This window comes from Amycolatopsis sp. DSM 110486 (genome assembly GCF_019468465.1).
GTDB lineage: Bacteria > Actinomycetota > Actinomycetes > Mycobacteriales > Pseudonocardiaceae > Amycolatopsis.
Map to the genome: position 1 here is coordinate 2,292,821 of NZ_CP080519.1, position 12,190 is coordinate 2,305,010.

General features: G+C 69.9%; 14 protein-coding genes. 7 read left to right on the plus strand and 7 right to left on the minus strand.

Annotated features, from left to right (window positions below):
* The first annotated feature begins 134 nt into the window (after positions 1–134).
* On the plus strand, positions 135–842 hold the full coding sequence (locus tag K1T34_RS11020) for an NUDIX domain-containing protein (RefSeq protein ID WP_220244175.1): 708 nt from the start codon (positions 135–137) through the stop codon (positions 840–842).
* Positions 843–1,056: 214 nt separating this feature from the next.
* On the opposite strand, the gene K1T34_RS11025 is transcribed toward K1T34_RS11020, so the two are convergent.
* Together K1T34_RS11025 and K1T34_RS11030 are read right to left on the minus strand one after the other, a co-directional pair.
* Positions 1,057–1,938, minus strand: coding sequence for an ion transporter (locus K1T34_RS11025; protein WP_220244176.1), 882 nt, complete (start codon positions 1,936–1,938; stop codon positions 1,057–1,059).
* 77 nt (positions 1,939–2,015) lie between these two features.
* The gene (locus tag K1T34_RS11030) at positions 2,016–2,546 is read right to left on the minus strand and encodes a DUF4232 domain-containing protein (RefSeq protein ID WP_220244177.1); all 531 of its coding nucleotides are present in this window, start codon (positions 2,544–2,546) and stop codon (positions 2,016–2,018) included.
* 304 nt (positions 2,547–2,850) lie between these two features.
* On the opposite strand from K1T34_RS11030, the gene K1T34_RS11035 reads away from it, so the two are divergent.
* Positions 2,851–3,075, plus strand: coding sequence for a hypothetical protein (locus K1T34_RS11035; RefSeq protein ID WP_220244178.1), 225 nt, complete (start codon positions 2,851–2,853; stop codon positions 3,073–3,075).
* Here K1T34_RS11035 and K1T34_RS11040 read toward each other — a convergent pair.
* Positions 3,072–3,632, minus strand: coding sequence for a M15 family metallopeptidase (locus K1T34_RS11040; protein WP_220244179.1), 561 nt, complete (start codon positions 3,630–3,632; stop codon positions 3,072–3,074). The genes K1T34_RS11035 and K1T34_RS11040 overlap by 4 nt on opposite strands.
* Positions 3,633–3,736: 104 nt before the next feature.
* Entirely contained in the window at positions 3,737–4,726 is a 990-nt protein-coding gene (locus K1T34_RS11045) for an ArsR family transcriptional regulator (protein WP_255638445.1), read from the minus strand.
* 67 nt (positions 4,727–4,793) lie between these two features.
* On the opposite strand from K1T34_RS11045, the gene K1T34_RS11050 reads away from it, so the two are divergent.
* The 3 genes from K1T34_RS11050 (at position 4,794) to K1T34_RS11060 (ending at position 7,434) form a co-directional block, all read left to right on the plus strand.
* A complete protein-coding gene (locus K1T34_RS11050; RefSeq protein ID WP_220244181.1) occupies positions 4,794–5,984 on the plus strand; it encodes an MFS transporter in 1,191 nt (396 codons plus the stop codon).
* Positions 5,981–6,442, plus strand: a complete 462-nt coding sequence (locus tag K1T34_RS11055) for a MarR family winged helix-turn-helix transcriptional regulator (RefSeq protein ID WP_220244182.1) — start codon at positions 5,981–5,983, stop codon at positions 6,440–6,442. The genes K1T34_RS11050 and K1T34_RS11055 overlap by 4 nt, the downstream gene beginning before the upstream one ends.
* Before the next feature lie 62 nt (positions 6,443–6,504).
* Positions 6,505–7,434, plus strand: a complete 930-nt coding sequence (locus tag K1T34_RS11060; RefSeq protein WP_220244183.1) for a serine protease — start codon at positions 6,505–6,507, stop codon at positions 7,432–7,434.
* A 45-nt stretch (positions 7,435–7,479) separates the two neighbouring features.
* Here the strand turns inward: K1T34_RS11060 and K1T34_RS11065 are convergent, their stop codons facing one another.
* The 3 genes from K1T34_RS11065 to K1T34_RS11075 form a co-directional block, all read right to left on the minus strand.
* A complete protein-coding gene (locus K1T34_RS11065; protein ID WP_220244184.1) occupies positions 7,480–8,277 on the minus strand; it encodes a family 1 encapsulin nanocompartment shell protein in 798 nt (265 codons plus the stop codon).
* Complete coding sequence (locus K1T34_RS11070) at positions 8,274–9,323, minus strand: Dyp-type peroxidase (RefSeq protein ID WP_255638446.1); 1,050 nt, start codon at positions 9,321–9,323, stop codon at positions 8,274–8,276. The genes K1T34_RS11065 and K1T34_RS11070 overlap by 4 nt, the downstream gene beginning before the upstream one ends.
* A gap of 127 nt (positions 9,324–9,450) precedes the next feature.
* Positions 9,451–10,074: a TetR/AcrR family transcriptional regulator gene (locus K1T34_RS11075; RefSeq protein WP_220244186.1), complete on the minus strand. Its 624-nt coding sequence runs from the start codon at positions 10,072–10,074 to the stop codon at positions 9,451–9,453.
* 128 nt (positions 10,075–10,202) lie between these two features.
* Between K1T34_RS11075 and K1T34_RS11080 the strand changes: the two genes are divergently transcribed.
* Complete coding sequence (locus K1T34_RS11080; RefSeq protein ID WP_220244187.1) at positions 10,203–11,006, plus strand: SDR family NAD(P)-dependent oxidoreductase; 804 nt, start codon at positions 10,203–10,205, stop codon at positions 11,004–11,006.
* A gap of 57 nt (positions 11,007–11,063) precedes the next feature.
* On the plus strand, positions 11,064–12,185 hold the full coding sequence (locus K1T34_RS11085) for a DUF5938 domain-containing protein (protein WP_220244188.1): 1,122 nt from the start codon (positions 11,064–11,066) through the stop codon (positions 12,183–12,185).
* The last annotated feature ends 5 nt before the right edge of the window (positions 12,186–12,190 follow it).

Consider the following 12,190-nt stretch of genomic DNA (forward strand, 5'->3'; position numbering starts at 1 on the left):
CGGCGGCGGGAGGTGATGAGTGCAAGTTGCACGGTAGACCGCACGGCACATTCTCGTCAATACGACGAATATTTTCCCGGCGGCTACACTGTGCACTATGGACACTCGCCCGGGCGCCGCGGAACGCGCCGACGATGCCTGACGACGAGGGCTGGACCCCGCCCGAGGTCGCCGTCGCCGTGGACCTCGCCGTGCTCACGGTCCACGAGGGAGCGCTGCAGATCATGCTGGTGAAGCGCGGAATCCCGCCATACGAGGGGATGCTCGCGCTCCCCGGCGGATTCCTCGCTTCAGCCGAGGAAGACCTTGACGTCGCCGCCGCACGCGAGTTGCAAGAAGAGACCGGGCTGCACGCGAAGGATCTGCACCTGGAGCAGCTGCGCACCTACGGGACACCGGGGCGCGATCCGCGTCGCCGGGTCGTCACCGTGTGCTACCTCGGCTTCTCGCCGAACCTGCCGGAGCCCGCAGCGGGCGGAGACGCGAGCGAGGCGGTGCTGATGCCTGTGGACAAGGTGCTGCGACCGCGGGCGACGGTCGCGTTCGACCACAAGAAGATCATCACCGATGCCGTGGAACGCGCGCGGAGCAAGCTCGAGTACACCACGCTCGCGGCGGCGTTCTGCGGCCCCGAGTTCACCGTGACGGACCTGCGCGAGGTCTACGAGATCGTCTGGGGCGAAACCCTCGACCCCCGAAACTTCCACCGCAAGATCATGAGCGTGCCAGGTTTTCTGGTACCGACCGGTGAACGGGTGTCACGCCAAGCCGGCCGCCCCGCGGCCGTGTTCCGACGCGGCCCGGCCACCATCCTGCACCCCGCGATGCTGCGCAGCTCCTGACGAAATTCTCGTCACCTTGACGTTAAAGGTGGTCGGGCCTACCGTGAACCCCATAATCGTCACATCGACATGAATGGGGTCGACATGGAGATCCACTGCACAGCCGGCTACGCGGTCCGCGCCGTCACGCTCGCTTTCGCCGCCGGCGCGACGCTGGGCGGCGTGCTGACCGGGTGCACGCTGGACACGGCCGCACCCCAGCAGCCGCCTCCGGTCACCGCTGCTTCTCAGGCGGCTTGGTCGGTTCCGGACGGGGATGGCTGAGGTCGTACTCCCGTGCCGCAGTGCGTTGGGGTCGGGTGCGGAGCAGGCCTTCGTCCGGGGAGTCGTCCACCTCGCTCAGGCCGAGGGAGACGGCGCGGCGGATTTGTTCGCGGTTGTCCCTCACCACGGCGGAGAAGAAGTCGTCGATGCGGGAGTCCAGGAGGACCTCCAGCAAGACCCGGAAGGAAGCGTCGACGGCCGCGCGGACGATCTCGTCGTGGAACGGCAGGCGGCGCAGGCGGCCGAGCTGTGGGTCGGCGGCGAGTTTTTCCGTGATGATGGCCCGGAGTTCCACCTTGTTCTCACTGAGGGACTTCGCGAGGTTCTCGGGGTAGTTGCCCGTCTCGAGGACCTTGACGACCTCGTCGAGCACGGCGATCGTCACGGGTTTCTTGATGGCGCGCACGATCGGGTCGGAAAGTTTCTCCACCAGGCGGTAGAAGAACTGCTCCCCGACGGCCCGGTCGGCCGCGCGGCCGATGCGGATGAGCAGCAGCAGCCCGGCGATCAGGTGGTGCTGCGCGACGAACGGCGGGTACGCGACCGGGATCATCGCGAAGACCTCGTACCAGTTGCGCGTCAGGAAGGCCATGCGCCAGGCGACCTTGCGCCACCGCCAGAGGAAGTGGAGCAGGAAGATGCCGCAGACCACGCAGTCGACGCTGAAGAACCACGCGTCGAGCGCTGCCGGCGGCGGGGGCCCGAGCAGCAGGTAGCCCAGGCCCCCGACAGAGACGACGGCGAGCAGAAACATCACCCAGTCGTCCACATGCACGTTGCCGGGGAGGATCCCGCTGTTGAGCTCGGCCTCCCGCCGGCCGGTGGTAGTCATGCCATCTCCAGGAATCGACGCCGCGTGGCCCGATCATGGCACGTCAGCACCCCTCGGGCCGCGCGACGAGCCCGGCGTCAGGCGGCGATGACCGGTCCCACCGTGACGTTGTGGGCCTCGGCGGAAGCGTCGAGGGGCGACTGGTCCCACGGCAGCGTGATCTGCGGGTCGCTGGTGTCGCCGCGAGGGGTCGTGGTGCCGGGGGCCGTGATGGTGACTGCGGTGGGCTGGACCTGGTGCTCGGGCGCCTCGATGCCGCTCCAGTGCAGGAGCATGGTGGCCTGCTGACCGTCGGCGATGGTCACCAGGGGCGCGTCCGAGGAGCCCGCCTCGGGGGTGACGGTGACGCCGTCGGCGCCCGTGAAGGAGACCGGCAGGGCGCCCTGGAAGTTGCAGGACTCGCCGGGTTTCGCGGTGAAAACGACGTTCGCGTAGCGCTGGCCGGCGCCCGGGTCGCCGGCGACGATGGTGGTGTCGACCTGAGCCGCGGTGCAGCGGAAGTCGGTGGGCATGGCCGACGCCGTGCCCACGCCGATGAACGCGACGGAGGCGGCGGCCGCGCCGGCCAGAGCGGTGATGGTGGCGGCCCGGCGAAGAGTGATGGTCATGGAGTGGCTCCCTCCCTGTACGCGAGCGGACGATCCGCCGCGGAGCGCGGCCGCCGGTGATTCATTCACCGGTCTGGCCTGCTCACTCGAAATATGCCCACACCACGGACGGATTACCGCCCGAAGTGGGATTGCCCCCAAGAAAGCAACCTTGAGTGAGCACGGGCGTCCACCAGGTAATGAACGTCGCGGGAGGATGACTGCGCGCCGGAGGCCTGACCGAAGTATTACCTCATGCGCAACCTGTTTGACCGGTGACGAATTCGCGTGCCAAGCTCGGTGTCACGAACCGGAGGAGGAGCGGATGAGGACCATCGGCAAGGGGGTCGCGGCGCTGGCCGTGATCGGCGGCTCGCTGGCGTTCGAGGCGGTGCCGGCCACGGCGTCGGCCACCGGCACGGCCTTCACCACGTCGAACGGCCGCGTGGTCACCCCACCGGGGCCCGGCTTCGGCACCCCGGAACGCGGCGGCGACCCGGTCGCGTGCTTCCTGATCGACACATTTCGCCGCCGCACCAAGGAAAGTTAACCCGCCGCGTTCGGCAACGGCGCCGGGCACGTGCCACCCGGCGTCGTGAGCAGCTCGAAATGCCACAGCTCATTGGAATACGCCTGGCAGAGGCCGTAGTCGTCGCCGTGGCGGATGAGCCAGTCGTCGGCGTCGGTCGGGCCGATGTCCACGGCCTTGCCGGAGACGTGCGTCGATTTCTCCGGCGTGTTCACGTATTGGCGCGCGTTCTGGAGGCTCCCGTACTTCTGGATCCCCTCTTCGAGCAGCCGCTGCTGATACGCCTTGCTCCGCCACCCCGAAGTCACCTTGAACTCGATCCCCCGCCCCCGCGCGTCCGTCGCCGCCTGCTGCACGGCCTTCAGTAGGTTCGGATCCAGCTTCGACACGGCCGGGTAGCTCGTGTCGAACGGCGTGAGGTCCTTGCCCGACGGAATCCCGCCCTGCGCCGGATCGGTGTCGGGGTCGGACGAACCCGAGGCAACGCCCGTCGGCCACTCCGCCGCCGCCGTCGAACACCCCGCGACGAGCACCGCGGGCAGCAGCAACAGCACGAACTTGGCACGCATTTCAGGCATTCCCACTCCCGGACGACCCCACGACGATCACCCGGACCACGGTGCAACCCGCGTGTCCCCGGACCGTCAGGCGAATGTCCGCGCGGCGTAACAGCTGCGCAGGATCACGTAACAGCGCGCCGGCCGAGCAGCGCCTCGCCGAGCGGAGTCGTCAGGTACAGCACCGAACGCCCGGACCGTTGCCCCGCGACCAGGCCGTTCTCCCGCAACACGCGCAGGTGCTGCGATACCGCGCTCGGCGAAACGCCGAGCGACACCGCCAGATCCGTGGTCGTCGCGGGCGACCGCAAGGCTTCCAGCAGCTCGGCCCGCGGCCGGCCCAGCAGCCTGACCAGCGCGTCCCCGACCGGCGCGGCACCGACTGTCCACAGTGCACCAACCCCGCGCGCCGGATACCGCACGGTAGTCTGTGTGGCGGTGTTGCGCTTGATCAGCACATCGGGCGAGCCGAGCACGACCGGCATCAGCACCAGACCACCCGGACCCCGGTTGACGACCACGTCCCGGCCCGTCCCCGACAGGCGCAACCACCCGGCCGACCAGCTCAGCTCGGGATGCAGATCGGCGAACAGCCGTTCCGCGCCACCGACCGCCAGCTGCCGCGCCCGATGGACGACATCGGCGTCCAGCACGGCCCGGATCCGCGGCCAGTGCGGCGCCACCAGCCGTTCGTACGCCACGCGCAGCTCGGCCGCCAGCACCCGCAACCCCGCCGCCGGACGCGCCGCGAACTCCGCGACGACCGGCGGCGGATCGTCCCCGAAAACCCGCGAAATGCTGGCGCGCACCTGCCGCGCCGCAGTGCGCCCGAGCATGGCGAGATCGTCGTCGATCGTGCTGGTCGCGTGCGCCGGAGCGGGAACGAGGAAGTTCGGCCAACCCAAGCCCTTGGCGGTCAGCAAAGCCCACGCCAGCGGCACGTCGAGCGGCTCACGCGCGAGCTCGTCGGCCACCCACCGCAACCACGGCTGGTGCAGCGGCCCCCAGGTGCGCCCCATGACCTGCAGCAACGCCGCGACCGTCTCCGACAACGGCGACACGGCGAACCGCGTCGCCGCCAGCTCGGCGACGCCCACCTCGACGATGTCTGCCACCCCGCCGAGTATGTAGCAAGGAGCTAAAAGATGTCGCGGCCGACGCTCCGCCACCAGGATCGCCGTCGTGACAAAACTGCCGGCCGGGTACCGGAAGCTGTGGTGGGCCAACGGGATCGACAACGTCGGCAACGGAGCCTTCGTCACGGCCATGCCCCTGCTGGCCGTCACCGTCACGCGCGATCCGCGGCTCGTGTCGCTCGTGGCCGCCGCCGAGTACGTGCCGTGGCTGCTGCTCTCGTTGCCCGCAGGTGCCTGGGCCGACCGGCACGACCGCGTCCGGCTCATGACGCGCGCGCAGCTCGCGCAAGCCGCCGTCGCCGGTGCCGTCGCGCTGCTCGTCGCCGGCCACCAGGCGACGATCGTGCTGCTGGTCCTCACCGCCGTCGCCCTCGGTGCCGGCGATGTCGTCTTCGGCACGGCAGCACAGGCGTTCCTGCCCGAGGTCGTCCCGAAACCGTTGCTGCCCCGCGCCAACGGTTCCCTTCAGGTCGTCAAGACGGTGGGCGTCCAGTTCGCCGGCCCGCCGCTGGGCAGCGCGTTGTTCGCGCTCACGGCAGCCCTTCCGTTCGGGCTCGACGCGGTTTCCTTCGCCGCGTCGGCCGCGCTCGTCGCGAAGCTGCCTCGCCGCACGCACCAAGCCACGCGGAAAGCCCCAATTGCCGAAGGGCTCCGCTGGCTCGCGCACCACCGGTTGCTGCGCACCCTCGCGATTCTCCTGGGCGTCAACACCTTCTGCGGCCAGCTCGCCACCGCGACCCTCGTCCTCCTCGCCACCCAGACCCTCCACGTCAGCCCCGGCGGCTACGGCGTGCTGCTCGCGGCCGCGGCCGTCGGCAGCGTCGCCGGTGGTCTGGTCAACGCCCGGATCGTCGCGAAAATCGGGCCACTCAGCGCACTCGTCACCAGCCTCGCCGCGAACGCCGCGGTCTTCGCCGCCATCGGCCTCAGCCCGAACGCCGCTGTCCTCGGCGTTTTCCTCGCCCTCAACGGTTTCGTGACCACGCTCTGGAACGTCGTCACCGTCAGCCTCCGCCAGGACCTCGTCCCGGCGCCGCTGCTCGGGCGCGTCACCAGCGTCTACAAACTCCTCGGCTGGGGCCTCATCCCGCTCGGCACGCTGACCGGCGGTTTCCTCGCGGCGGCCTTCGGGCTGCGTGTCCCCTACCCCGTCGCCGGCGCCGTGCGCGGCCTCGCGCTGCTGGCCGCGTTGCCGGTGCTGGTGCGAAACCGGCCCCGCTACCATCGCCCCTCATGACAGAACCGCGCTGGCTCGGGGACGGCGAGCAGCGTGCCTGGCGCGCCTTCCTCGCGATGAGCCAGCGCCTCGACCACGCCCTCGCGCGCCACCTGCAGAACGAGTTCGGCCTCTCCGGCGCCGACTACCTGATCCTCGTCACCCTGTCCGAAGCCCCGGACGAGCGGATGCGCGCGTACGAGCTCATCGAGTCGACCGGCTGGGAGAAAAGCCGCCTCTCCCACCACCTCAAGCGCATGGAACGCCGTGGCCTCGTCTGCCGCGAGCCCACGGACAACGCGCGCTCCCCCGAGTTCTGCCTCACCCCCGCCGGGCACCAGGCCATCGTCGACGCCGCCCCCGCCCACGCGGCGCAGGTCCGCAAGCTCTTCTTCGACGTCGTCTCGCCCACCGAAGCCGCCCGCTTCGCCGCGACGTGCGAGAAGATCCTCGACGCCCTCGGCGGCACCGCCGCGTAGTACGACCGGGCAATTCACCGGACCGGGGCGGAACCGCCCGCGTCCCCGGCCGTCTCCTGGTAATGACGATCTTGACGATCCGCCGCACCCTGGTGACCCTCGCGGCCGTGCTGGCCACCGCCGCTACAGCCGCCACGGCGGCCACCACCGCCTCCGCCGCCGGTGAGAACGACGTGACCGCCTTCAGCGCCGCCGACCGTGCGGCCGCGCTCGCGTACTGGACACCCGAGAAGATGAAGGCCGCCGGGGCCGACACGATCGACCGCGTGGAGCAGGTGGCGAAGCGCTGGGCCGGGCCGGGGCCGCAGGGGGTCGGACGGCTGTTCTTCACCGAGGTCTCGCCCGGCGAGGCGCCGCTGGACAGCTGGTGCACCGCCACCGCCGTGCCGAGCACGAGTGGCGACGTCCTCGTGACGGCCGGGCACTGCGCGTACGCCGGGCTGAACCGGGAGGACCAGGTGATCCCGATCAAGAACTCCGTGTTCGTGCCCGGCTACGACCAGGGCCGCCGCCCGCACGGGGTGTTCGCGACACGCGCGCTCGCCTTCCGCCACTCCTACACCACGGGCAGCGAACCCGACGTCGCCATGGTCGTGCTCGACCAGCAGCAGGGCCGCCACGTCGCCCAGGTCGCGGGCACACAGCGGATTTCCTTCGACCACAAGGGAACCACGCAGGCCGCGATCGTCGGTTACCCCGGCTCGAAGGCGTACTTCGGGGAAGCGCTGATGTGGTGCGACCTGCCCACGCACCAGGACCCGACCGTGTCCGACCACTGGATGTCCACGTGCGACATGGCCGGCGGTTCCAGCGGCGGCCCGTGGTTCGACGGCTTCAACCGCTGGACCGGTTACGGCGAGATCTTCTCGGTCACCAGCCGCGGCGAGCTCGACTACGACGAGACCACCGGCGAGTCCAAGACCCTCAGCCTCGAGGGCGCCCCGCTCGGCGCGGACGCGAAGAACCTCTACGAAGCAGCGGAAAAGCTCTGAAACAAAGGGGAAGCCGCCCACGCAAGGCGGCTTCCCCGTTCGGAATCAAGCAGTCAGACCGACCGCGGCCTCGGCCGTGTTGACCAGGAACGTCAGCGTCTCGCGGAAGTACAGCTGCACGCTGTCGGCGTCGTGGCTCGTGTAGCCGATCGACAGGTCCTGCCCGAAGTGCAGCTCGTAGTCGCCGCCGCGAGTCGTGAGCACGCACGCGCCCTCGATCGCCGGCGTCAGGATCAGGTCCCCGTCCACGATCTGCTTCAGGTGCTCCAGCACCGGGTAACCGTGGTCGGCGGCCTCGATCGCGGCGGTGTAGGCGGCGTTGCTCAGCAGCACCGAGTACGGCCCCGCGACGCCGGCCGAACGCAGCTTCGCCAACGCGTCACCGATCGCCTTCGGGTACGCGCTCGCCTCGCCGGGCAGCGCGATCGGGCTCAGCGAAGACGCGGGCCGGATGCCCGCGATGCCGGCGCCCGCGAAGCCGTCGAACACGATGCGGTCCTCGGCGTACGCGATGGCCTGCGCTGCGTCCTTCACCGGCTGCCAGTCCGGGTCCTTCGCGCCCCACTCGACGGAGTCGACGGCCTCGCGCGTGACGGTGAAGGGCACCTTCAGGTCCACGATCCGCTGCGCCGTGCGAAGCCGCGTGGACACGCCGGCCAGCGGGCTCTCGACGCCCTCGACGTGCCCGGTGCCCACGGCCGAAAGGGTCGCGTCGTCGGCCACCACCACGTCGACCACCTTGCGCGCCGACGCGAACTCGGCGAACGTGCGCCGGGCCTCGTCCTCGAGGTCCGACCAGGCGACGTCGGAGATCGGGGCGAGTTCGCGATGCAGGTTGTTCATGACCGGGGACTCCTTCGCAGGCTGCCGATGCCCAGCGAGGTGCCGGGCTTGGGTGCCGGGGGCTCCGGCTTGACTTCGGGTTCGGCCGACTCGTCGCTCGCGACAGTCGGGTCTTCCAGGAACTCCGCCACGGGCACGTAGAACAGCGCACCCGTGAGCGGCGTCGAGAAGTCGAGGATGCGGTCGGTGTTGCCGGGCGGCGAGCCGACGAACATGTTCTCCAGCATCGTCTCGATGATCGAGGGCGTCTTGGCGTAGCCGATGAAGTACGTGCCGAACTCGCCGTACGCGGGGCGCCCGAAGGGCATGTTGTCGCGCAGGATCTCCAGCTCGTTGCCGTCTTCGTCTTCGATCACGTTGAGCGCGATGTGCGAGTCGCCGGGCTTCTCGTCGTCCGACAGCTCCACATCGGACAGTTTGCGCCGGCCGATCACCAGCTCCTGCTGCTCGGTGGTGAGCTTGTTCCACGCCGTCATGTCGTGCAGGTACTTCTGCACGATCACGTAGCTGCCGCCGTTGAACGCCTCGTCGTCGTCGACCAGCACGGCCTCGACGGCGCCGCGGCCGGTCGGGTTCTCGGTGCCGTCGACGAACCCGAGCACGTCACGCGCGTCGAAGTAGCGGAAGCCCTGCACCTCGTCGACGACCGTGACCACACCGTCGAGCCGCTCCATGATCAGCGACTCGAGCTCGAAGCACAGGTCCATCCGCTCGGCCCGCAGGTGGAACAACAGGTCGGCCTTGGTCGTCACGCTGGTGTGCTTGTCCCCGGCGAACACGGGCAGGTCGTGCAGCTCGGCCGGCTTCGGCGAGCCGTAGATCCGGTCCCACGCCGACGAGCTGATGCCGGCCACGCACGTGAGCCCGCCGTCCAGCGACCGGAACCCGACAGAACGCTGCAACCCGGCCAGATCGGCCAGCAGGTCCTTCGCCACGGACTCGCCGCCTGGGTTCACGCGGACCACCAGGAAGATCGCCGCGCGCGTGAGCGGGCCGACCACCTCCTGCGGCTCCGGCGGCAGCTCGGCTGAAGCAGACGCCGTCACCACGCACCCCCAGCGCAGCGCGCTTTCTCGACCACTGGCCCTCCCGCCTGCCCAACCGACGTCCGGCATCCTAACCCGCTGCACCGGATCCGCCCGCCGCACTCACACGGCCGGGAAACCCGCGCCGTCAGGCCGTGCAGAACAGTTGCTTGACCACGCGCGGCACGGCTTCGCCGAGCTCGTCGGCCGCGGTCTCCCGCCCGGCGAGGTGGCGGAGCAGGAACTGCTGGAAGAGGCCGTCGAACGTGGCATACGCGACGGCCTCGGACACCTGCGGCACGGCGCCGGCCAGCTCGGCGTAGCGCTCGACGACGCGCCAGATCATGGCCTGCCTGCGCTCGTCGATCTCGAGCACGTCGGCGCGGAAGGACTCCTCGAACAGGCTCTGGTTGCGCAAGTCGTACCAGAGGCGGTGCATTACGGCGTCGGTGCGCAGCGTCGCCGCCATGGCCGCGCCGAAGCCGCGTTCGAGCTCCTCGGCGGTGTGCGCCTCGGCCACGACGTCGTCGTAGCGCGTCACGCAGACCTCTTCGAACTTGCGCACCGCGTAGGTGAGCAGCTCGACCTTGTCGGCGAAGTAGTAGTGCAGCACGCCGTGGGAGAAATCCGACTTCTGGGCGATCTCGCGCAGGCTTGTGCGGGCGTAGCCCAGCTCGGCGAGCGTCTGCAGCGCGGATTCCGCCAGCTGCTCGCGCCGCTGGGCGAACTTGTCCACGCCCCGGCGCGAGATGCGCTCCTTTGCCTGCGTCACGCCGGGAGTCTAGCGCGACCCGGGACCCGATGCGGAAATTCCTTGACGACTGTCCAAGAAAATCTTGACGACTGTCCAAAGTTAGCTACGGTGTGACCTACGCCGCATGTCTCAAGGAGGAGATGTCGATGGTTTCGTACGACCTGAGCGGGCGAACCGCGCTGGTGACGGGTGGGGCACAGGGCCTGGGGGCCGGGATGGCCGAGGCGCTCGCGAAGGCCGGGGCCACCGTGGTCATCGCCGACGTGCAGGAGGAGCTGGGCCGCGCCACGGCCGACTCGATCAAGCAGACCGGCGCGACGGCCGGCTTCGTCCGCCTCGACGTGACCGACGACGCGGGCTGGGAGCAGGCCGTGAGCGCGGTCGTCGGCGAGTACGGCGGGCTCGACGTGCTGGTGAACAACGCCGGCGTCGAGATCACCGGCCTCGTCGCCGACCTCGACCCCGCCCACGTGCGCAAGATGCTCGAGGTCAACGTGCTCGGCACCGCGCTCGGCGTGAAGCACGCGTTCCGCGCGATGCGCCCCGGCGGCGCGGCCGGCAACGGCGGTTCGATCGTGAACATCTCCTCGGTGGCCGCGACCATCGCGTTTCCCGGGATCGCGGGCTACTCCGCCACGAAGTCGGCCGTCGACCGGCTCACGCGCGTGGCCGCGATGGAGGCCGGGAAGCTCGGTTACGGCGTGCGCGTGAACTGCGTGTACCCGGGCCTCGTGCCCACGCAGATGGGCAACCAGCTGGCCAACGACGTCGTCGAAGTGGGGTTGTTCCCCAGCGTCGAAGAAGCGATCGGCGCCGTGGTCGGGCAGACGCCGGCGGGGCGGCTCGGTGAGGTGGCCGACATGGCCGACGCCGTGGTGTTCCTCGCCTCCGACGCCGCCCGGTTCATCACCGGCGCGGGGCTGCCGGTCGACGGCGGCATGGGCATGTGACCGGAAACCCGAGCCGACCCCACTGACTTCAGCGACCTCTGCGAAAGGACAACCGTCGTGAGCAAGCCCGTCGTCGTCTACGGCGCTTCCGGCTACACCGGGCGCCTGATCTGCGAATACCTGCGCGAGTACAACGTGCCCTTCGTCGCCGCGGGGCGCGACAAGGCCCGGCTTCAGGAGTCGCTCGACCACATCCCCGGCCTCGACACCGTCGACCACGAGGTGGTGGAGGTGGCCCACGAGGTCGGGCCGCTCACCGAGCTGTTCGCGGGCGCGTCGGTGGTGTGCAACACCGTCGGCCCGTTCAGCGAGTACGGCCACGAGGTCGTGCAGGCCTGCCTCGCGTCGGGGGCGCACTACCTGGACACGACCGGCGAGCAGGACTGGCTGATCTCGGCCGAGGAGCGCTACGGCGCCGACATGGCGGCCCAGGGGCTGCTGCTGTCGCCGGGCATCGCGCAGATGTACACGACCGGCGAGATCGCCGCGAACATCTGCTTGGAGACGCCAGGGCTGGACACCCTGGACATCCTGGTGTTCTGGAAGGGTTACCCGACTGTCGCGTCGACTCGCACCATCCTCGTCAACGCGGCGCTTTCTTCGGCGTACTACCTGGAACAGAACGAGTACCAGGAGTGGCCGGCCGACGGCGGTCTGCACGACGTCGTCGTGCCCGGTCACCACGAAACCGGCCTCGCGCTGCCGTGGGGCGGGACTTCGCACCCGGTGTGGTTCAAGCGCGACCCGCGCGTGGCCAACGTGAAGGCCATCGGCGGTGTGTTCGACCGCGCGCTGATGCAGGGCGTGCCGATGATCGTGGCCGCTGTGCTGGAGCAGGTGAAGGACCTGCCGGAAGCCGAGAAGCTGAAGGTGCTGCACGAGCAGGCCGCCGCCGTGCGCGACGAGATGCCGCCGCGGGAGAACCAGCGGCTGAACACGTCGCTGGACTCGGTGCACGCGTCGGGCCCGCTGGGCCGCGCCCACTGCGTGATCCACGGGACCTGCAACTACAAGCAGACGGGCCTGTTGCAGGCGTACGCCGCGTACTCGCTGCTGCAGCAGCCGCCGCGGCGGGCCGGGTTCGCGTCGGCGTGCCAGGCGTTCGGGCACCGGGAGCTGCTCGGGGTGCTGCGGTCGTTCGGGCTCGTGTCCAACCCCGTGCTGACCGTGCACGCGTGAGCCGG